Origin of the sequence: Kribbella sp. NBC_01245 (genome assembly GCF_036226525.1) — a bacterium.
Classification (GTDB): domain Bacteria; phylum Actinomycetota; class Actinomycetes; order Propionibacteriales; family Kribbellaceae; genus Kribbella.
This window is the reverse complement of the sequence record NZ_CP108487.1, coordinates 3,040,447-3,060,352: the sequence shown is the minus strand read 5'-3', so window position 1 is coordinate 3,060,352 and position 19,906 is coordinate 3,040,447. Positions and strand designations below refer to the sequence as shown.

Sequence of the window (19,906 nt, the reverse complement as noted above, 5' to 3'; positions counted from 1 at the left end):
TCCTGGTCTTAGAGTTCCGATGAATCCGGATCCTCCGCCCCAGGTCTCGGGAGTCACTCATGAATAGACGCGCCTTCCTCCGCACGGTCGCCTCGGGTGCGACGGTCGCGGTCAGTGCGAGCACTCTGTCCGGCGCCCTCGACACACCGGTCGCCTCGGCCGCTGGTGGGCCACTGATTCCGGCGGGTAAGACCGGCATCCAGCTCTACTCGATCCGGGACCAGGTGGCCCGGATCGGTTTTCGCCGGGTGTTCGAGGAGCTCTCGCGGATCGGCTATTGCGAGGTCGAGTTCGCCGGGTACGGCCAGGGCTCGGTCGGTCCGATCACTGTGCCAGAGATCCGCCGGCTGCTCGACGACAACGGTCTGCGCGCGGTCGGCAGCCACGTCGGCCTCTCGGCGTTCCGCGCGAATCTCGAACTCGAACTGGATCGGGCCGAGATCCTCGGGACGCCGTACATCGGCACGGCCAACGAGCCGGTCACTGCGGACAAGAGAACGGTCGCCGGGTATCGGGAGGCTGCCGCGGAGTTCAACCGGTTCGGCCAGGCCGCGGCGGCGAGATGCCTGAAGTGGTACCACCACAACCACTCCGACGAGTTCGGCTTCGCCGCCGACGATCCCTCTGTTCGCCTGTACGACGTACTGCTGGCTGAGACCGATCGCCGGTACGTGTACCTGGAAATGGACATCTACTGGGCGTACGTCGGAAAGCACCGGTTTCCCGGGTTCGAGCCGATCGACTACGTGAAGGCGCAGCCGCATCGGTACCCGTTGTTCCATCTCAAGGACGGCAACGCCAACCCGGCCAACCCGAACGGCTACGACATCGTGGAGTTCGGTGCGGGAGATCTGCCGTTCCGTAGTTTCCTCAAGTCCTTGCAGGCGCGAGGGATGCACCACGGCATCTGGGAGCAGGACAACGCCCCCGGCTCGTTGCCCGATCCGCCCGGGTCTTTTGGTCCGGCCGCGCGCAGCTATCGCGCGATCCGCGAGTTGCGGGGCTGACGGCCGTGGCAGCCGTGCCTGGTAGTCGCTTGGGGGTTTGGCTGTTCGGGGCTAGAGGTTCAGTCGGGAGTACGACGATCGCTGGCGCGGCCGCCTTGCGCCACGGCCTTCCTCCAGTTGGCGTGGTGACGGAGTTGCCGGATTTCGCCGACGCGGGCCTGGTGCCGATCGACGGTCTGGTCTTCGGTGGTCACGATGTGGTCGACACGCCTTTGGCCAAGCAGCTCGAACGTCTGGTGGAAGGCGGCGTCATCCCAGCCGGCATCCCGGCTCTAGTCGACCTCGACATCGAGCACGATCTGGTGCTCCTCCCGTCAGCCTCATGCCAGCTTGAGCAGGTTGGCTTGATGGCGACAGACATCCGCGCGTTCGCCGAGCGACACCAACTGGCGCGAGTGGTCGCGATCAACGTCGCATCCACCGAACCACCCTGCCCCGCCCATCCCGCTCACCACGATCTCGCTGCCTTGCGTAGTTGCTTGAGCGATGGTGAATCGTTGCTGCCGGCAAGTTCCGTCGCCGCGCTGGCCGCCTTCGAAGCCGGTGCCGCGTTCGTGGACTTCACGCCGTCGAACTCGATCCGCCTCCCCGCCGTACAGCAATGGGCGATCGAGCGCGGCCTACCGTACGGCGGACAGGACGCGAAGACCGGCGAGACCCTGGTGAAGAGCGTACTCGCGCCAATGTTCGCCGCGCGTGCCTTGCAGGTGCATGCGTGGTCCGGCACCAACCTGCTAGGCGGCGGCGACGGCGCCACCCTGGCCGACCCCGACGCGGCGCGATCGAAGAGCCTCACCAAGGAGAAGGTCGTCGCGGATCTGCTCGGCCCCGACATCGCCGGCGAAGTACACATCGACTACGTACCGCCGATGGGCGACTGGAAGACGGCCTGGGACCACATCGCCTTCTCAGGTTTCCTCGGCACCCGCATGACCCTGCAATTCACCTGGCAAGGCTGCGATTCAGCCCTAGCGGCACCGCTCGTCCTAGACCTCGCCCGCCTCTCCGGCCTAGCCCTAGAACGCGCCCACACCGGCCCAATGCCGTTCCTCGGCTTCTTCTTCAAAGACCCCCTCGGCTCCCGCGAACACTCCCTAGCCCGCCAATACGACACCCTCGTCACCTGGACCCACCCATGACCCGCGCATCGCGTCGGATGGACGCGACCATGGCGCGCGTCTTCGTGACCTGGACCCGACCATGATCCGGGTGCTTGCGGAATTGGTTCGGGCGCCGGCGGCATTGACCGTGCCTGGGGATGTGCTGGCGGGTGCCGTTGCCTCGGGCAACCTTCGGGCCGGCCGGGTGATCGGGCTGGCGGCGTCCTCGGTCTGCATCTACTGGGCCGGCATGGCCCTGAACGACTGGGCTGATCGCGACGTCGACGCGATCGAACGCCCCGACCGCCCGATCCCCTCCGGCCGCGTATCGGCCAGTGTCGCGCTCGTACTGGCGAGTGGCCTCACCGCCGCCGGCCTGGGCCTGGCGCGCGCGGCCGGAGGCTCGGCGACCTTCCGTACGTCAACCGCTCTCGCCGCCACGGCCTGGGCCTACGACCTCGGCGGCAAGAACACCCCGGCCGGTCCCTTCCTCATGGCCACCGCCCGCTCCCTCGACGTACTGGTCGGAGCGGGTTCGTCCCGAAGGCGAGCCTGGGCCCCGGCCCTAGTCGTCGGCACCCACATCCTCGGCGTAACCCTGATGTCCCGCAACGAAGTCCACGGCGGTACGCCACACCCCGCGCGAACCGCCCTGGCCGCTACCTCCCTGATCACCGCCGCCACCGCCCTACCTGCCGCGACCGGCCTACGCGGCACTCCCGGTTTGCGCGGGGTGACCGGTCTCGGCGGCGCCGGACTTCGCGATGGCCTGATCGCCGCTGGACTCGCCGGGTTGTTCGCGCGAGCGGTCGGACCGGCGCAGTGGACTGCCGCCCAGCAACCGGATGGTCTGAACATCCGAATGGCCGTCGCATCGGGAATCCACGGGCTGGTCCCGTTGCAGGCCGCGTGGTGCGCCCGCAACGGCGCGTCCCGAGTCGGACTGGGCCTGGTCGCGGCCTTGCCGTTGGCCCGGGCATTGGCGCGGAAGATCTCGCCGACATGACGGCCGCCGAAGCCGGACCGGTGGAGTCGCCCGCTGAAGCCGGACCTGGGGAGTCGGAGGGCACGTCCTTGCGATTCGGTTATGGCACCAACGGATTCGCCAACCACCGGCTGTCCGAGGCGCTCGCCGTGATCGCGGAGCTCGGATACGTCGGGGTGGCGCTCACGCTCGACCACAACCACCTCGACCCGTTCGGCCCGGACCTGCCCGCCCGTACGGCGGAGGTGGCGCGAGTGCTCGCGCGGTACGACCTGGCCGTCGTGATCGAGACCGGCGGGCGCTACGTCCTGGACCCGAGGCGCAAGCACGAGCCGACGCTGCTGCATACGGATGGCGCCGAACGGCGGATCGCCTTGCTGCAAAGGGCTGTCGACATCGCGGCGGTACTCGGTGCGGAAGCGGTCTCGTTCTGGTCAGGCACGCTCCCGCCCGGCGTCTCACCCGACGTCGGCTGGTCGCGATTGGTCGCGGGATGCGCCGAGATCGCGACGTACGCCGAGGCGCGGCAGGTCCCGCTCGGCTTCGAGCCCGAACCGGGCATGCTCGTCGACGATCTCGCGGGATACCTCAAGCTCCAAGCCGAGGTCCAACCGCTCGGACTGACGCTGGATATCGGTCATCTGCGCTGCAACGAGATGATGCCGCCATCCGAATGCGTCGCGTTGGCAGCGCCGTACCTGGTCAACGTCCAGATCGACGACATGCGCCGCGGCGTACACGAGCACCTGGAATTCGGCACCGGCGAAGTCGACTTCCCGCCCGTTCTGCGCGCCCTGCGGGACGCCGGGTATGCCGGTCTGGTCGCGGTCGAACTGCCCAGGCACTCGCATGCGGCGCCGGTCGTCGCCCAGCAATCCATCGACTTCCTCCGCGCGGCCGCTTCATGACGGCCTGGAGTTCTGGCGAGCGGCCGGGGGCGTTCGTGCTCACGGCTCGGTACTTGAGTGCGATGCTCCCGGAGTCCGCGTGGCTCGCGGCGCAGCGGGGACGGCCGGAGTTACTCGCGGCCGCCTTCCCAGCCGTCGGGCGCAAGGTCGGCCGAGGTCCGCTGCACGCTCCCACCGGATCTAACGGCGAGCGGACCAGTTGGTCAGAAGGGTCCGATGAAGCGCAACACGCCGTGTCACAAGGGCCCGATGAACGGAATCTGGTGGCGGGGTGGGGGGTGGATGAGGTGGCGCGGGGAGTGTTGGTGGCGGGGTTGGTGGGGGTGTTGAGCGGGGACGAGTTCGTGGCGGCCTTGGGCGGGGTTTATCGGTATGGGGATGCGGGGGAGAAGCGGGCGGTTTTGAAGGCGTTGGGGGTTCGGGAGGTCGCGGAGGCGCTGGGCGATCGGGGTGTGCCGTTGGTGGCGGACGCGATTCGGACGAACGACCAGCGGTTGCTCGCGGCGGCGCTGGGGCCGTACGCGACGCGGTATCTCGAGGCGGCGGGGTTTCGGCAGGCGGTGCTGAAGTGCGTCTTCGCCGGGGTGCCGCTGAGTGCCGTGGACGGTTTGCCCGCACGTTCGGATGATGAGCTCATCCGGATGATGACTGATTTCGCCGCTGAGCGAACGGCGGCCGGACGGGACGTTCCGGCTGACCTGCAGCCCTATCTGAGGACGGCCTGATGCGCATCTTCGACCCGCATATCCATATGACCTCGCGCACCACCGACGACTACGCGGCGATGTTCGCGCACGGCGTTCGCGCGCTGGTGGAGCCGTCGTTCTGGCTGGGACAACCGCGCACGAGTGTCGGCTCGTTCGTCGACTACTTCGACGCGCTGATCGGTTGGGAGCCGTTCCGCGCCTCGCAGTTCGGCATCGCCCACCACTGCACGATCGCGCTCAACCCGAAGGAGGCGAACGATCCGCGCTGCCGGGAGGTACTCGACGTGCTGCCGCGTTACCTGGCGAAGGACGGAGTCGTCGCGGTCGGGGAGGTCGGGTACGACTCGATGACGCCGGCGGAGGACGAGGTCTTCGCGGCCCAACTCGAACTGGCCAAACGCTTCGAACTGCCCGTCCTCGTGCACACCCCACACCGCGACAAGGCCGTCGGCACCACGCGAACCCTGGCCGTCGTACGGGAGTCAGGGCTTGATCCGGCCATGGTCCTCGTCGATCACCTGAACGAGGTGACGGTCAAAGAGGTCGCCGATTCCGGTTGCTGGCTTGGGTTTTCGATCTATCCCGATACCAAGATGGACCCGGATCGGATGGTGGCGATCCTGCGGACGTTCGGCACCGAGCGGATGCTGGTCAACTCCGCCGCGGACTGGGGAAAGTCCGATCCCCTGCTGACCTACCGGACCGGCGAGGCGATGCTCGCGGCCGGGTTCACCGCCGCGGACGTCGACCGGGTGCTCTGGCAGAACCCGGTCGACTTCTACGCCCAATCCGGACGCCTCGAACTCGGCTCTCAACCAGACGGCGACGCCACGTTCGCGGGGAACTCGATTCTGCGCGGAGCGCGGCCGTGAGGTTCCGCCACCCGGACGGGTCGATCGTGCATCTCGCCTACTGCACCAACGTGCATCCCGCCGAAGACCTCGACGGAGTGATCGCACAGCTCGACGGTTGTGCCGCGCTCGTCCGCAAACGCCTCGACGTACCGGTTCTCGGCGTCGGCCTCTGGCTGGCACACGCCCTCGCGGCCCAACTCGCCTCGTCCCCCGAGGCCCTCACGAGGCTCCGCGCGGCGCTCGACCGGAACGGGCTCGAGGTCGTCACCCTGAACGGTTTCCCGTACGCCGGTTTCCACGACGAGGTCGTCGGCAAGAAGGTCTACCTGCCGGACTGGTCCCAGCCCGAGCGACTGGAATACACCCGCCGACTGGCCGAGGTGCTCGCACAACTCCTGCCCGCGGACGCGTCGTACGGCTCGATCTCGACGCTGCCGCTCGGTTGGCGCACCCCTTGGTACGGCGACCGGGACGCCCTCGCACGTACGGCAATCGGTGCCCTGGGCAACGATCTCGCGCGGCTGGAGGAACGTACCGGCCGGCGGATCCGGGTCGCGCTCGAACCCGAGCCCGGGTGCATCGTCGAGACCGTCGCGCAGGCCGCCGACTGGCTCAGCCCGTACGGCGCGGCGGCGCGGGCGCGGATCGGGGTGTGCGTTGACACGTGTCATCTCGCGGTCCAGTTCGAGGACCCGGCGGACGCCTTTCGCGGGCTTGCCGCGGCGGGAGTGCCAGTGGTGAAGAGCCAGGTCTCGGCGGCCTTGCAGATCGACGATCCAGGCGATCCCGCGAGCCGCGCGTTGCTGGCGGAGTTCGCGGAGCCGAAGTTCCTGCATCAGACGCGATCGGCCGGCCTGGAGGGTGTGGACGACTTGTCGCTCGCGGCGGAGTTGCCGGTGGACGAGGCCTGGCGGGTGCACTTCCATGTGCCGGTTCATGCGGAACCACTTGCGCCGCTGCGTAGCACCACCGACGTGCTGGACGCGTCGTTGCGAGAGCTCGTCGGTGGGGCAACGCCGCGCACGCATCACCTCGAGTCGGAGACGTACACCTGGTCGGTGTTGCCGAAGGCGCAGCGGCCGCGCGACGTCGAGGAACTGGCCGCTGGTATCGCCGGTGAGCTCAGCTGGTTGCGCGACCGCCTGGTCTCGCTCGGACTGGAGGTCGTCGCATGAACCAGGTAGTGGTCATCGACGTCGTCGGGTTGACACCTCGCCTGCTCGAGCACATGCCGCGGTTGCGCCGGGTTGGCGAGACTCGCGCGTTGGGTGCGGTGTTGCCGGCCGTGACGTGTTCGGCGCAGGCGACCTTCCTGACCGGGTTGGTTCCGCGTGACCACGGAATCGTGGGGAACGGATGGTACTTCCGCGATCTCGGTGAGGTCTTCCTCTGGCGCCAGCACAACCGACTCGTCCAGGGGGAGAAGGTCTGGGACATCGCGCGCCGGACGAATCCGTCGTACAAGGTGGCGAACGTCTGCTGGTGGTATGCGATGGGTGCCGAGACGGATCTGCTGGTGACACCTCGGCCGATCTACTACGCCGATGGGCGGAAGGCGCCGGATTGCTACACCCGGCCGAAGGAACTGCACGACCGATTGACGTCTCGTCTTGGGGACTTCCCGCTGTTCCACTATTGGGGGCCGACGGCAAGTATCCGGTCGAGTCAGTGGATCGTTGCCGCGTCGCGCCAAATCCTTGCCGAGGACAACCCCGATCTGCTGCTCACCTACGTGCCGCATTTGGACTATGACCTGCAGCGGTACGGCGCTTCGTCGGCGCAGGCGGTGAAGGCGGCGGCGGAGTTGGACGCGGTCCTCGGGCCGTTGCTGGACGATGCCACCAGAGCGGGCGCGACGGTGATCGTGTTGTCCGAATACGGGATCACGGATGTGTCGCGTCCGATCGACATCAATCGGTTGCTCCGGCGTGAGGGACTGCTGGAGGTGTACGTCCAGGACGGAATGGAGTATCTCGATCCGTGGGCGTCGCGGGCGTTCGCGGTGGCGGATCATCAGGTTGCCCAGGTGTACGTGCAGGATCCGGCCGACGTGGAGAAGGCGGCGGACCTGCTTCGCGGGCTATCGGGTGTGGGGGAGGTGCTCGATGCCGAGGGCAAGGAACGGTTCGGCCTCGACCACGAGCGGGCGGGCGAGTTGGTGGCGCTGGCCGAACGGGATGCCTGGTTCACGTACTACTACTGGCTGGATGACGCCAACGCGCCGGACTTCGCGCGCGGCGTGGAGATCCATCGCAAGCCCGGCTATGACCCGGCCGAGCTGTTCTTCGATCCGGCGGACAGATTCGTCAAACCACGGGCGGCGTCGTACCTGGTGAAGAAGAAGCTCGGCCTGAGGTACGCGATGTCGGTCGTACCGGTCGATCCGTCGATAGTGCGTGGGTCCCATGGACTTTTGCCCGCGTCTCCCGAAGACGGACCCGTACTGCTCGTCTCAGACCCCGCGCTGCTGGAAGCGGGTGCCGCGGTCGCCCCCACCGACGTACGGGACCTCATCCTGCGGGCCGGCGGCATCCCGCGCGGTTGACGGGCGGCTAGGTGGATTCGCGGATGATGACCTCGGTAGGGAGCACGACCGGGTCGGCCGTGCCGGTCTTGAAGAGGTTCAGGAGGAGCTGAACCGTTTGGGTGGCCTGATCGCCCATCGGGCTGCGGACGGTCGTCAACGGAGGCGCCGTGTAGGAGGCCGCCTCGATATCGTCGAAGCCGACCACGGCCACGTCGTCGGGCACACGGCGGCCGGCCTCGCGAAGCGTTCGTAGCGCGCCGATCGCCATCAGGTCGTTCGCGGCGAAGACCGCGTCCAAATCCGGATCGTCGTCCAGGAGCTGGCGCATCGCCTCGGCGCCGGAGATCCGCGTGAAGTCGCCCAAGGCAACGATCGACCGACGCCCGGTGTCCTTCAACGTATTTCGGTAAGCCGCCAGCCGTTCCTGTGCCGCGGGCATATCCAACGGCCCGGAGATCGTCGCGATCCGCTGCCGCCCACGCTCGAGCAGGTGCTGTACGGCTTGCGTGGCGCCGCCGACGTTGTCGTTGTCCACCCACGGCATCAGGTCGTTCGCCAACCGGCCATGCGACACCACCGGAATCCCCGTCCGCGCCAGCATCGCCGGCAACGGATCGGCGCCATCCATCGAGACCAGCATCGCGCCATCGACGTGCCCGGCCGCGACGTACTGCTCGACGCGCAACCGGCTCTCCGGCGACCCGGCCAGCACCAGCGCGACCTGCTTGCCGGCCGCCTCCAGCGCCCGGCTCGCCGCGCGGACGACCATCGCGAACATCGGGTCATCCGAGACGAGACCGGCCGGGGGATCGGAGACGATGATCGCTATCGTGTTGGTCCGCTGGGTGACGAGGTTGCGGGCCGCGCTGTTCGGCACATAGCCGAGTTCGTTCACCGCCCGCAGCACGATCTGGCGAATCTCCGGCGCGACGGTCGGCTCGCCGTTGATCACCCGGGACACGCTCGACTTAGAGACACCGGCCCGGGCCGCGACCGCATGCAGGGTGGGCCGTCTCACGTCGTGGCCTCCGTGGCTCGAGTCGAACAATGGGGAGCGTTCCCCGAAGAGCATCGGTCCTGACGGGTACGACCGTCAAGTGGTCGGCTCTGAACGCCAACGCAAGTTACGAGCAGGTTTCGGCCGAGGTCTTGACACCGGGTGACGGGACCAGCACGCTCACCTCAGGGAACGTTCCCCGGCTATTTTCCGCACCGCCCACCAGGAGATGCCATGCGTTCGTCTCGTAGTCCCGCACGCCCTGAACGTCTGCGTGCGGGCATCCTGTTCACTCTCGCCGCCGGCCTGGTCGCGGCCCTCTTCTCCGTTCCACAGTCGGCCGGCGCGGCCGACATCCTGCTCTCACAAGGCAAAACCGCCACCGCCTCGTCCACCGAGAACGCGGTGTTCACCGCCGCCGCGGCAGTCGACGGCGACCCTGGCACCCGCTGGTCGAGCGCCTTCGCGGACCCCCAGTGGATCCAGATCGACCTCGGCCAGTCGGCCACCATCAACCAGGTCGTGCTGAGCTGGGAGGGAGCGTTTGCTCGCGCCTTCCAGGTCCAGACCTCGTCCAACGGCAGCGACTGGACGCCGATCTACTCGACCACCACCGGCGCGGGTGGCGAGCAGACCCTGAACGTCACCGGATCCGGTCGCTATGTCCGGATGTACGGCACGGAGCGCGCCACCCAATGGGGATATTCGCTCTGGGAGTTCAAGGTCTTCGGCACCACCGGCGGCGATCCCGACCCCGGTCCGGGCAGCAAGCTGCTGTCGTACAACAAGACCGGCGTCGCCTCGACCCAGCAGCACGACTCGAACTGCTGGGAGTGCACCCCGGCACGCGCGTTCGACCTTGACCCCGCCAGTCGCTGGGCCACCGCGACGGACTCCGGCTGGGTCGACCCGGGCTGGATCTACGTCGACCTCGGTGCCACCGCGCAGATCGACAAGGTCGTGCTGCAGTGGGATCCCGCGTCCGCCAAGTCGTACGAGATCCAGGTCTCGAACGACGCCGTGAACTGGAGCCGCATCTACGGCACCACCGCGGGGCCCGGGTTCAAGGAGACGTTGAACATCACCGGCACGGGCCGCTATGTCCGGATGTACGGCACGCAGCGCAACACGCCGTACGGCTATTCGCTGTGGGCATTCGACGTCTACGGCACTGGTGGTGCACCGAACACGCCGCCGACGCCGCCCGCCGATCCGGCCGACCCGCCGGTGACGCTGGTGTGGAGTGACGAGTTCAACGGTCCGGCCGGCGCCAAGCCCGACGCGGCCAAGTGGACGATCGACCCGGGCACCGGGCCGAACAACGAGCTCGAGTACTACACGAACAACAACAACGCCTCGATGGACGGCGGCGGCAACCTGGTGATGGAGGCCCGCAAGGAGGTCACCCCCGGTTCGACTTGTCCGATCGATCCGCTGACCGGCAGCGGCACCTGCCAGTACACGTCACACCGGATGAACACCGGCAACAAGTTCCACACCACGTACGGCAAGATTGAGGCCCGCGTGAAGATCCCGAAGGGCGCCGGCTTGTGGCCCGCCTTCTGGATGATGGGTGCGGACTTCCTGACCGGACGCCCGTGGCCGTACAACGGCGAGATCGACATCCTCGAGGTGCTCGGCAAGGACGTGAAGACGGCGTACTCGACCGTGCACGCCCCGGCGTACAACGGTGGTGGCGGCATCGGTGGGTCCTACACGCTGCCCAACGGCGCGGACTTCTCCGACGACTTCCACACCTGGGCGGCGACCTGGAACAGCAAAGGCATCGTCTACACGCTTGACGGCCGCACTGTCTTCACGATCGACAAGGCCCAGGTAGAGGCGACTCGTGGTCCGTGGGTCTTCGACCACCCGTTCTACATCATCTTCAACCTTGCGGTCGGTGGTGACTGGCCGGGCCCGCCCAACGCCAGTACGCCGTTCCCCGCGCGGATGCTCGTCGACTACGTCCGCGTCTACAAGTAACACCCAGTACCCCTGTGGGCCCGGTGGCTGATCGAAGCAGCCGGGCCCACGGGTTCCACCTAGCCCCCTAGGAGCCCGCATGGAACCCCGTCCTCTAGCCCGCATCACAACTCTCGCGGTGGCGCTGGCTGCACTGCTCACCACCTATCTTGTAGCGACTAGCCAGACCAGTAGTGCGGCAGAAACCCTGCTCTCACAAGGGCGTCCAGCTCTCGCCTCTACGGTCGAGAGTGGCGCGTTCCCGGCCAGTGCGGCCGTCGACGGCAACAGCGGCACCAGGTGGTCCAGTGCCGTCGGTGATCCGCAGTGGTTGCAGATCGACCTCGGCTCGCCACAGGCGTTCACCAAGGTCCAACTCGGCTGGGAGGCGGCGTACGCGCGCGACTTCCAGCTGCAGACGTCGAACGACGCTCAGAGCTGGACCACCATCCACACCACCAACGACGGGCCTGGCGGCTCTCAAACCGTCACGGTCAACGGCAACGGCCGGTACGTCCGCGTACTCGCCACTGAGCGTGCAACCCAGTGGGGCGTCTCACTGTGGGAGTTCCAGGTGTACGGCGGTACGCCCGACGGTGGTCCGATCGTGCGGGTGGCGGAGTTCTTGGCGGATTGCCCGTTCAGTCACCGGCTTCCGGATGATCCGATCGTCTTCCCGGGAATGCCCGGTGCCTCGCATATGCACAGCTTCTTCGGCAGCACGACGGTGAACGCGCACACCACGATCGACACCCTCAAGAACGCGCCGACCAACTGCAACCCGGCCGAGGACAAGTCGTCGTACTGGGTGCCGACCTTGTTCGTGAACAACCAGCCGGTCGAGCCGACTGGGACGACCTTCTACTACCTCGGCGAAGGCGTGCGGGATGAGGTCATCGCGACCACCCAGCCGTTGCCGTTCGGCCTACGGATCGTGGCGGGGAATGCCAAGGCGGCCGGTCCGAATGACAACACCATCTCGCGGTGGTCCTGCCTGCACGCGGGTCACGTCGGATCGGGGCACGACTTCGTCAACTGTCCGGCCGGCACGATGCTCGAGTCGTACCTCGATTTCCCGCAGTGCTGGAACGGGCGCGACCTGGACTCGGCCGATCACAAGAGTCATATGTCGTATCCGGTCAACGGCGGCTGCCCGTCGACGCATCCGGTGCATGTGCCGAAGCTGCGTCAGGTGCTGCGTTATCCGGTGAATGGCGATCCGGCGAACTTCCGGCTCGCGTCCGGTGGTGGCTTCACGATGCACGGCGACTTCTTCAACGCGTGGCCCGTCGAGGAGATGGCCCGGCGTGTGAACGACTGCATCCGCCCGATCATCAAGTGCGGAGCCAACGGCCGCCCATGAAGTGGTTGAGCGTCTTGCTGGTGCTGCTCGTGGCCGGTTGCGGTGGAATCAAAGCGCCGCCGGATCATGCCGGGCACGAGCAGCACCAGCCGGTGGTCAGCGATAGCGCGTTCAACCCGACCGACCTGGCCTGGTTGCAGCTGATGATCCCGATGGACGAGCAACTCCTGCGGGTCCTCGAGTTGGCCGCCAGGCACACGGTCGATCCCGAGTTGCGAAAGCTCGCGGCCGGTACGGCGAACGACCGTCGAGCCGAGTTGACCCGGCTCAAGGCACTCCGCGCCAAGGCGAAGGCGCCGACCGCGAACCAGCACGCCGGCCACGACATGCCCGGCATGATGACCGAGCCCGAGATCGTTGCCCTCGGCAACGCCAGAGGCGCGGCGTTCGACCGCCTCCTCGCCAGGAACCTGCGCGAGCACGTCGAGCAGTCCATCGTCGTCGCGCAGAGCATCGCCACGGCCGGCGAGCACCCCGAGGTCAAATCCCTCGCCGCCTCGATCGTGGAGACCCGCTCAACCCAGTTGATGCTCCTACCGGCGAAGTAGGGTCGGGAACATGGCAGATGCGGCAGGAGGACTGTTCGGTTGAGCGCGGCAAGCATCCCTTCGGCAACTGGTGACCGGCTCCTGCTGATCGGGTCGTTCGCTCCGTTCCTGCGTCCCCACGTGGTGCCGTTCGACCGGTTCGAGGCCGGGTCGATCACGGCTGTGCGACCGGGGTGGAAGTTGGCGGCCATGCTAGGTGGCCATACTCGGCTCACCACTGGTCGTACCGCGGTCTGGGCCTGGAACGGGGTGGCCTTCGTCGCGGCCATGGGACCGGTCGCTCGGCGGAGCCAGATCGACGCAGCCGGGACTTTCGGGCCGGAGGATCCGAGGCGGCGCGAGCGCGTCGTCTGGTGGTTCGGCACCTGGCGGCAGCCCGATCGCCTGGTGGGTGCGCTGGAGTCGGCCCTCGTGGACCTGGGCTACCCGGTCGCCGGACTCTCCCAGCAGGTGCTGCCGCTGGTCCCGATCAGTGGAAACCCGGCTGACGCCACTAGTCAGGTCCCTAGGCTGGTGGCCGCGCTACAGCACTCCCACTGAGCCGTCGAAGTAGCGTCGAAGGCGTGCCTGCTCTCACTGTTGAAGAAGCCCGGACCCGCGCTCGGGTCATCACCGTCCGCTCCTACCAACTGGACTTCGACTTCTCGAGCCAGGAGGAGAACGACCGGACGTTTGGCAGCACGAGCCGCATCCGGTTCACGGCGATCCAGGGCGAGCAGACCTTCCTCGACGTGAAGCCCGATGAGTTGCTCGCGGTGACACTCAACGGCGAGCCGATCGACGTCACCGGCCTGGACGACGGACGGCTGCCGGTCACCGGGCTCGCGGCGGAGAACGACCTCGTCGTCGAGGCGCGAATGGCCTACTCGTTCGACGGCGAAGGCCTGCAGCGCTCGGTGGACGCGGCGGACGGCCGGGTCTACCTCTACGGGATGTCCTCGCTCGAGTCCGCCCCGAGATACTTCGCGTGTTTCGACCAGCCGGACCTCAAAGCGCCGTACCGGATGCGGGTGAAGACGCCGGACGACTGGATCGTGCTCGGCAACGGCGCCGCCACGCGAGTCGGCCCGGGCGAGTGGGAGCTTGCCGAGACGAAACCCCTGTCGACGTACTTCGCGACCGTGGTGGCCGGGCCGTACCACCTGATCCGGTCCGAGCATGACGGGATTCCGCTGGGTCTGGCCTGCCGGCAATCGCTCGCGCCGTATCTCGATCGCGACGCGGACGAACTCTTCACGGTCACCCGGCAGTCCTTCGACGAGTACCACCGGCTGTTCGGCTATCGCTACCCGTTCGGCGAGTACCACCAGGTCTTCGTGCCCGACTTCAACCTCGGCGCGATGGAGAACCCGGGCTGTGTGACGTTCGCGGACACCCTCGTCTTCCGGTCGGCGGTCACGACGGCCGAGCGCAGCACGCGCGCGCGGGTCGTCGTACACGAGATGGCGCACATGTGGTTCGGCGACGCGGTCACGATGAGGTGGTGGAACGACCTCTGGCTGAACGAGTCCTTCGCGGAGTACATGGCCCACCGGGTCTCGACCGACGTGACGGATCATCCCGGCCATTGGGAGGACTTCGCCTTCGTCCGCAAGTGGTGGGGGCTGCAGGCCGACCAGCGCAGCTCGACCCACCCGGTCGCGGCTGACGCGATCAAGGACGCGCGCGCCTCGCTCGACGACTTCGACGGGATCTCGTACGCCAAGGGCGCGGCCGTGCTCAAACAACTCGCGGCCTACCTGGGCGACGAGGTGTTCCTCAAGGGCGTCAACGCGCACATCGACGCGCACGAGTTCGGCAACGCGGATCTGGGCGAGTTCATCGGCAAGCTGACCGAGGCCGGCGCCAAGGATCTGCCCGAGTGGTCGGCGCAATGGCTGCGCACGTCCGGCGTCGACACGATCAGCGCCGAGCGCACTGCGACCGGCATCACGTTGCATCGAAGCGGTGATGCCGATAGGCCGCATCAATTGACGATCGGCGGGTACGACGCGACCGGCCGCGGTACGTCGGTTCGGGCAAGGCTCGACGGTTCGCGGGGCGACGTCGACCTCGATCCGGCGTACGCGGTCGTCGTACCGGATGCGGGGGATGACACTTGGGCCAAGATCCGCCTCGACGTGACCAGCCTCGCCAATCTGACCGAGGTGCTGCCGAAGATCGAGAGCGGTATCACTCGTGGTGTGATCTGGAACAGCATTCGCGATGCTACGGCCGACGCGGAGCTCGATCCGCGGCAGGCGTTCAGCGTCCTGCTGGCGGCGATCCCGCACGAGGACAGCGATATCGCGGTCGGCTCATTGCTGCGCTGGGCGGAGACTCGGGTGTGCGGCATCTACCTGCCGTACGAGCCGTATCGCGGCGAGCTCGCGACAGTCCTCACCACCAGGTTGGGGTCGACCCCACCCGGCAGCAGCCTCCAACTCGCGATCGCCCGGGGCGTCATCACGACCACCGATGACGCGTCGATGCTGCAGGGTTGGCTTGACGGCCGCGAGGTCCCGGAGGGGCTGAAGGTCGACGCGGATCTGCGCTGGTCGCTGGTGCTACAGCTGGTCCGGCTGGGCGTGTTCGGCGCGACCGAGATCGACGCCGAACTGGCCCGCGACCAGTCGACCGAAGGGGTTACCCAGGCCGCGCGTTGCCGGGCCGCGTTGCCGGATGTGCAGGCGAAGGAGCTGGCCTGGACGCGGATCATGACTGATCCCGCGATCGGTGTGAACGAGCTGTTCGCCAACTGCGATGGCTTCTGGCACCCGGGTCAGGCCGAGCTCACTGCGCCTTACGTGCAACGGTTCTTCAGCGAGATCGCGGGCACGGCCGGGATCCGCGCCGGGGTGGCGCTCTCCATCACCACGACCAAGGTCTTTCCCAAGTTCGCGATCGATCAGCGGGTGATCGACCAGGCCGACCGGTTGATCGCCGATACGACGATCGACCCGAGCATCCGCCGGGCCGTCTCCGACCTGGCGGACGACCTCCGCCGGGCAATCGTCGTACGGACTCAGCTGACCTTGTAACCCGCTTTGTAGTCCGTAATGGTGATCGCGTCGAGGGCTTTGGCGAATCCGAGGCCCTGGCGGCTCACGAGCTTCTGAAGTCCGAGAGGCACTCTGGCGATCAGGTTGAGCGCATGGACCGTCGCCCAAACCCCTGCCGGGCTTGACGGCAGTAGCGCCTTCATCATCTTCGGAGCGACCTGACGGTTCTGAAGTACGAATCCCCGCACGCGGTCCTCGTACGCGCGCAGGCCCGCCACTGGATCGGCGTACGTCGCCAGTTCACCCGCCAAGACGTACGCCGTGACGGCTGCGAGGCTGGTGCCGCCGCCAACGGCCGGTCCGGGGGAGTAGCCGGCGTCGCCGACTAGAGCCACTCGTCCCCGGTGCCAGCTGTCCAAGGTGATCTGGCTGATCGAGTCGAAGTAGAAGTCCTCTGCCGCGTCCAAGTGCTTGATGAAGTTCGGGACCTCCCAGCCGTCTCTGCCGAACTCCTGTCGCAGTAGGTCCTTCTGCTGATCAATGTCGCGGTAGTCGTACGAGAACTGCTCAGGCCTTCTCCAGAGGAACAACGCCCGCGCCTGTCCGGTCTGGTGCACCGCATAGGTCCCGACGAGCTTGTCGATCGCGGGGTGCATCAGCATCCGCCCGTCCAGCCCGAGGTAGTTCGGCACGGTGTAGACCGCCAGGTAGCCGCCGAGATACTTCAGGTACGACTCCTCCGGTCCGAAGACCAGGCGCCGTACGTTCGAGTGCAAGCCGTCGGCGCCGATGACCAGGTCGAACCGCCGGGGCTCGCCTTGCTCGAAGGTCACGTCGACCCCATGGCCGTCGTCGTGCAGCGAGGCGATCGAGTCGCCGAAGACGTACTCGACGTCATCGGCCGACGCGTCGTACAGGAGTTTCGTCAGTTCGCCGCGCATGATCTCGACGTGCCGGCTGGAGATGCCCGCGACCACGCGATCCAGGTCGGCCTTGACCGGACGGCGGCCCGGCCGGTACATCGTCATGAACTGTGTGCGCGTCCGGGCGGCGTACACGTCGGTGAGCAGGCCCATCCGCTCGATCACGTCCATCGCCGGGCCGAAGAGGTCGATCGCGTGGCCGCCGAGGCTGTGCCGCAACGCGGGCGCGCGTTCGACCACGGTCGGTTCGAAGCCGTAGCGCTTCAGCCAGTACGCCAGCACCGGCCCGGCCACGCTCGCGCCTGAGATCAGAACGGTGGTCATCGTTGCCCCCTAGACTTTGTTTACTTAACGGAAGGTAAGCAAACTTTCGAGGGCGGTGTCAACGGCTTACTTAACGGTAAGTCAGGTATTGTCCGGAAGATGCCAAGGCCGAAGTCGGGGGATACGAAGCAGCGGATCCAGGCGGTCGCGCTGGAGCTGTTCGTGACCCAGGGCGTCGAGCAGACGAGCCTGCAGCAGATCGCCGATCGCCTCGGCGTGACCAAACCCGCGTTGTACTACCACTTCAAGTCGCGCGACGAGCTGGTCGGCAGCCTCTTCCAGCCGTTCCTGGCGGAGATCGAGACCTTCGCGACCGCGCTCGAGGCGAAGGCGCCGGTCGATCCGCGGGAGCTGCTGAACTCGTACTTCGACGAGCTCTACCGGCATCGCAGCCTGATCCAGTTGGTGGTCCAGGACTTCGGCGTGCTGGCCCGCTACGACCTGGTCAACCGCTTCATCGCCTGGCGGATGCGGGTCACGAACCTGCTCGCCGGGCCCGATCCCGATCTGCGCGAACAGGCCCGGCTGATGGTGGCGATCGGCGGTCTGTCCGACTGCGCGGTGATGTTCGAGGACGCCGACCCGGACGAGCTCCGCGCCGCCGCCGTCGAAGCCGCCTGCGCGACGCTGGGGATCAGTCCCGCGGCTTGACTTGGGTGAGGCGCCAGTGGTTTCCGAAGGGATCGCGGAACGCCACATCGATCCCGTAGAACGTCTCCTCGGGTTCGCCGATGAACTCGACGCCTCGCGCCTTCAATTCGGCGTACGACTTCCAGCAGTCGTCGGTCTTGAACGCGCCCGGGCCGCCGGCATATCCGATCGAGACGAGCTTCCGGACGGCCGCGGCGGTCTCCTCGTCCATCACCGGCGGGCCTGGCACGTTGAGGGCGAGCGGCAGCTCCGGAGCGCCCGGCGGGTTGACGAGTAGCCAGCGGACGCCGTCCATCTCCTGCTGGAAGGTGACGTCGAAACCGAGTTTGCCGACGTAGAAGTCGTACGCCTCGTCCTGGTCGAAGACCCAGAGGCAGACCAGCCCGTATCCGGTGATCATCGGCCCAGCCACTTCCGGACGACGGGCACCAGCGCGTTGGCCGATACGCTGTGGTCCTGGCCTTCGAGGGTGGTTCGCTCGGCATTCGGCAGGGCCTTGGTCAGCGCGGTGGCCGCGTCCTGCAGGAAGGCCGGGCTGGCGCCGCCGTCGAGCACCAGCGTTCGCGCGGTGACACCCGAAACGTCCGGGATGCGGCTGTCGCCCATGGCCGCGGCGTCGTACGCGAGTGAAGGCGCGACCGCTTCTAGGCCGGGCCACATCGGCGAGTTGCGGATGTTCGCGATCATCTCGGGCGGCAGGCCGACCAAGTTCATGAAAAGGGCGGCGGCATCACCGTTGCGGCCGGCGGCGAGGTGCTCGTGCAGCTCCGCCGCGTACGTCGCTTGCCGCGCGGGACCGCCTTCGTCGAGCGAGAACGGCGTTTCCCACAACACCAGATCCGTGACCTTGGCGCCGTTCGCGGTGGCTTTGAGCGCGAGTACGGCACCGGAGGAGAACCCGAGTACGGCGGCGGCGCCTCCGGCCTCGGCGATGATCGCGTCGAGGTCCTCGAACTCGCGCTCGACCGCGATGGTCCCGGTGAAGTCGCTCTTGGTATCGCTGTCGCCGCGGCCGCGCCGGTCGTAGTTGTAGACGGTGAAATCGGCCGACAACTGCTCGGCGTACTCCTGATTCGACGCGCGTGTGGTCGAAGCGCCCGACACCAGGACGAGCGCGGGGCCCGAGCCGGTCACGTCGTACGCGAGGGTGGTGCCGTCCTTCGAGGTCGTCGTACTCATCTCTGCTCCCTGTCGTCGTCTCCTGCTCAGGACACTAGGGCGGCAGTAGCGTCGTCGGCTTCTCGAAAACTGCCCTCTGGCGGTGGAGCCGTTACGTAGGTCCCGACCAGTACGATTCGTGGACCGATTGAGAGGGGCAGCGAGATTGCCCGTCGCAAGGCTCAAGGCTGGCAGAACGTCATTGCTGGCGCCGTCACGATCGTCGTGGCTGTTGTCCTGACCATCAATGACGTCTCAATTTACGGCGTACCAGCATTCCCGATCGTCGGCGTCGGGATTGGCATGCTCCTGGGAGGTCTTTACCAGCTGTTCGCAGCTCGCCGAGATCACCGCCGGAACCAGCCTTCAAAGCGATGAGACGTGGTCAGGCTGCGTCGGCGGCGCGCTCCAGTTCGGCGACTTCGAGTTTGCCCATCTTGAGCATCGACTCCATCGCTCGCCGGGCACGCTCGGGATCGGGATCATCGAGCAACTCGTCCAGCCGGCGCGGCACGATCTGCCACGACAAGCCGAAGCGGTCCTTGACCCAGCCACACGGGCCGGGCTCGCCGCCGTTCGCCGTGAGCGCGTCCCACAGCCGATCGACCTCGGCCTGGTCGTCGCAGCCGATGACGAACGACACCGCCTCGTTGAACTTGAAGTCCGGGCCACCGTTGAGCCCCTGGTAATGCTGGCCGGCGAGAGTGAAGTCGACCGTCAGCACCATGCCCGCCGGCCCGGCCGGTGTCTCAGCCGGCGTGCGCCAGACCTTGTCGACGTGACTGTCCGGCAGCAACGTCACGTAGAAGTCGGCCGCCTCCTCGGCGTTGCCGTCGAACCACAGACAGGGAAACAACTTGGTCATCGTGTCCTCCTGCAAAGTAGGTCGTGCGTTGGCCTTAACTTCC

At 67.2% G+C, this 19,906-nt stretch carries 19 protein-coding genes; 14 read left to right on the top strand and 5 right to left on the bottom strand.

From position 1 onward, the window contains the following. Nucleotides 1-59 precede the first annotated feature (59 nt). From OG394_RS13425 to OG394_RS13390, 8 genes are all read left to right on the top strand, one after another. On the top strand, nucleotides 60-1,007 hold the full coding sequence (locus OG394_RS13425; protein ID WP_328995640.1) for a sugar phosphate isomerase/epimerase family protein: 948 nt from the start codon (nucleotides 60-62) through the stop codon (nucleotides 1,005-1,007). A gap of 125 nt (nucleotides 1,008-1,132) precedes the next feature. After that, complete coding sequence (locus OG394_RS13420) at nucleotides 1,133-2,146, top strand: inositol-3-phosphate synthase (protein WP_328995638.1); 1,014 nt, start codon at nucleotides 1,133-1,135, stop codon at nucleotides 2,144-2,146. Between the two features lie 61 nt (nucleotides 2,147-2,207). Then, a complete protein-coding gene (locus OG394_RS13415; RefSeq protein WP_328995637.1) occupies nucleotides 2,208-3,113 on the top strand; it encodes an SCO3242 family prenyltransferase in 906 nt (301 codons plus the stop codon). After that, on the top strand, nucleotides 3,110-4,000 hold the full coding sequence (locus OG394_RS13410; RefSeq protein WP_328995636.1) for a sugar phosphate isomerase/epimerase family protein: 891 nt from the start codon (nucleotides 3,110-3,112) through the stop codon (nucleotides 3,998-4,000). The genes OG394_RS13415 and OG394_RS13410 overlap by 4 nt, the downstream gene beginning before the upstream one ends. Further along, the gene (locus tag OG394_RS13405) at nucleotides 3,997-4,725 is read left to right on the top strand and encodes an EboA domain-containing protein (RefSeq protein ID WP_328995635.1); all 729 of its coding nucleotides are present in this window, start codon (nucleotides 3,997-3,999) and stop codon (nucleotides 4,723-4,725) included. The genes OG394_RS13410 and OG394_RS13405 overlap by 4 nt, the downstream gene beginning before the upstream one ends. Further along, nucleotides 4,725-5,579, top strand: a complete 855-nt coding sequence (locus OG394_RS13400) for a TatD family hydrolase (protein WP_328995633.1) — start codon at nucleotides 4,725-4,727, stop codon at nucleotides 5,577-5,579. The genes OG394_RS13405 and OG394_RS13400 overlap by 1 nt, the downstream gene beginning before the upstream one ends. Continuing rightward, nucleotides 5,576-6,736 (top strand): metabolite traffic protein EboE, encoded by a 1,161-nt coding sequence (gene eboE, locus OG394_RS13395; protein WP_328995632.1) that lies wholly within the window; start codon nucleotides 5,576-5,578, stop codon nucleotides 6,734-6,736. Before OG394_RS13400 ends, eboE begins: the two co-directional genes overlap by 4 nt. Next, the gene (locus tag OG394_RS13390; protein WP_328995631.1) at nucleotides 6,733-8,106 is read left to right on the top strand and encodes an alkaline phosphatase family protein; all 1,374 of its coding nucleotides are present in this window, start codon (nucleotides 6,733-6,735) and stop codon (nucleotides 8,104-8,106) included. Before eboE ends, OG394_RS13390 begins: the two co-directional genes overlap by 4 nt. Nucleotides 8,107-8,113: 7 nt before the next feature. Here OG394_RS13390 and OG394_RS13385 read toward each other — a convergent pair whose 3' ends face one another. After that, on the bottom strand, nucleotides 8,114-9,106 hold the full coding sequence (locus OG394_RS13385) for a LacI family DNA-binding transcriptional regulator (protein ID WP_328995630.1): 993 nt from the start codon (nucleotides 9,104-9,106) through the stop codon (nucleotides 8,114-8,116). Between the two features lie 213 nt (nucleotides 9,107-9,319). Here OG394_RS13385 and OG394_RS13380 point away from each other — a divergent pair, with 213 nt between their 5' ends. From OG394_RS13380 to pepN, 5 genes are all read left to right on the top strand, one after another. Further along, entirely contained in the window at nucleotides 9,320-11,071 is a 1,752-nt protein-coding gene (locus OG394_RS13380) for a galactose-binding domain-containing protein (protein WP_328995627.1), read from the top strand. 79 nt (nucleotides 11,072-11,150) lie between these two features. Then, the gene (locus tag OG394_RS13375; RefSeq protein WP_328995626.1) at nucleotides 11,151-12,413 is read left to right on the top strand and encodes a DUF1996 domain-containing protein; all 1,263 of its coding nucleotides are present in this window, start codon (nucleotides 11,151-11,153) and stop codon (nucleotides 12,411-12,413) included. Beyond that, on the top strand, nucleotides 12,410-12,961 hold the full coding sequence (locus tag OG394_RS13370; RefSeq protein ID WP_328995625.1) for a DUF305 domain-containing protein: 552 nt from the start codon (nucleotides 12,410-12,412) through the stop codon (nucleotides 12,959-12,961). The genes OG394_RS13375 and OG394_RS13370 overlap by 4 nt, the downstream gene beginning before the upstream one ends. Before the next feature lie 39 nt (nucleotides 12,962-13,000). Next, on the top strand, nucleotides 13,001-13,501 hold the full coding sequence (locus tag OG394_RS13365) for a hypothetical protein (protein ID WP_328995624.1): 501 nt from the start codon (nucleotides 13,001-13,003) through the stop codon (nucleotides 13,499-13,501). 23 nt (nucleotides 13,502-13,524) lie between these two features. Beyond that, entirely contained in the window at nucleotides 13,525-15,981 is a 2,457-nt protein-coding gene (pepN, locus tag OG394_RS13360) for an aminopeptidase N (protein ID WP_328995622.1), read from the top strand. Here pepN and OG394_RS13355 read toward each other — a convergent pair. Beyond that, the gene (locus tag OG394_RS13355; protein ID WP_328995620.1) at nucleotides 15,966-17,189 is read right to left on the bottom strand and encodes an FAD-dependent monooxygenase; all 1,224 of its coding nucleotides are present in this window, start codon (nucleotides 17,187-17,189) and stop codon (nucleotides 15,966-15,968) included. The two genes, pepN and OG394_RS13355, sit on opposite strands and share 16 nt — an antisense overlap. 99 nt (nucleotides 17,190-17,288) lie before the next feature. On the opposite strand from OG394_RS13355, the gene OG394_RS13350 reads away from it, so the two are divergent. Next, nucleotides 17,289-17,840: a TetR/AcrR family transcriptional regulator gene (locus OG394_RS13350; protein ID WP_328995618.1), complete on the top strand. Its 552-nt coding sequence runs from the start codon at nucleotides 17,289-17,291 to the stop codon at nucleotides 17,838-17,840. Here the strand turns inward: OG394_RS13350 and OG394_RS13345 are convergent. From OG394_RS13345 to OG394_RS13335, 3 genes are all read right to left on the bottom strand, one after another. After that, nucleotides 17,824-18,240 carry a VOC family protein gene (locus OG394_RS13345; protein WP_328995617.1) on the bottom strand — a complete coding sequence of 139 codons (417 nt, stop codon included), beginning with the start codon at nucleotides 18,238-18,240 and terminating at the stop codon, nucleotides 17,824-17,826. The two genes, OG394_RS13350 and OG394_RS13345, sit on opposite strands and share 17 nt — an antisense overlap. Beyond that, nucleotides 18,237-19,019 (bottom strand): alpha/beta fold hydrolase, encoded by a 783-nt coding sequence (locus OG394_RS13340; protein ID WP_328995616.1) that lies wholly within the window; start codon nucleotides 19,017-19,019, stop codon nucleotides 18,237-18,239. Before OG394_RS13340 ends, OG394_RS13345 begins: the two co-directional genes overlap by 4 nt. A gap of 364 nt (nucleotides 19,020-19,383) precedes the next feature. Continuing rightward, complete coding sequence (locus OG394_RS13335) at nucleotides 19,384-19,863, bottom strand: VOC family protein (protein ID WP_328995615.1); 480 nt, start codon at nucleotides 19,861-19,863, stop codon at nucleotides 19,384-19,386. Nucleotides 19,864-19,906 lie beyond the last annotated feature (43 nt).

Coding starts and splice junctions, on each gene's coding strand:
- OG394_RS13410 (WP_328995636.1), top strand. CDS start 3,110: ATGACGGCCGCCGAAGCCGGACCGGTGGAGTCGCCCGCTGAAGCCGGA.
- OG394_RS13425 (WP_328995640.1), top strand. CDS start 60: ATGAATAGACGCGCCTTCCTCCGCACGGTCGCCTCGGGTGCGACGGTC.
- OG394_RS13340 (WP_328995616.1), bottom strand. CDS start 19,019: ATGAGTACGACGACCTCGAAGGACGGCACCACCCTCGCGTACGACGTG.
- OG394_RS13350 (WP_328995618.1), top strand. CDS start 17,289: ATGCCAAGGCCGAAGTCGGGGGATACGAAGCAGCGGATCCAGGCGGTC.
- OG394_RS13355 (WP_328995620.1), bottom strand. CDS start 17,189: ATGACCACCGTTCTGATCTCAGGCGCGAGCGTGGCCGGGCCGGTGCTG.
- OG394_RS13400 (WP_328995633.1), top strand. CDS start 4,725: ATGCGCATCTTCGACCCGCATATCCATATGACCTCGCGCACCACCGAC.
- OG394_RS13415 (WP_328995637.1), top strand. CDS start 2,208: ATGATCCGGGTGCTTGCGGAATTGGTTCGGGCGCCGGCGGCATTGACC.
- OG394_RS13375 (WP_328995626.1), top strand. CDS start 11,151: ATGGAACCCCGTCCTCTAGCCCGCATCACAACTCTCGCGGTGGCGCTG.
- OG394_RS13390 (WP_328995631.1), top strand. CDS start 6,733: ATGAACCAGGTAGTGGTCATCGACGTCGTCGGGTTGACACCTCGCCTG.
- OG394_RS13370 (WP_328995625.1), top strand. CDS start 12,410: ATGAAGTGGTTGAGCGTCTTGCTGGTGCTGCTCGTGGCCGGTTGCGGT.
- OG394_RS13380 (WP_328995627.1), top strand. CDS start 9,320: ATGCGTTCGTCTCGTAGTCCCGCACGCCCTGAACGTCTGCGTGCGGGC.
- OG394_RS13335 (WP_328995615.1), bottom strand. CDS start 19,863: ATGACCAAGTTGTTTCCCTGTCTGTGGTTCGACGGCAACGCCGAGGAG.
- OG394_RS13405 (WP_328995635.1), top strand. CDS start 3,997: ATGACGGCCTGGAGTTCTGGCGAGCGGCCGGGGGCGTTCGTGCTCACG.
- OG394_RS13345 (WP_328995617.1), bottom strand. CDS start 18,240: ATGATCACCGGATACGGGCTGGTCTGCCTCTGGGTCTTCGACCAGGAC.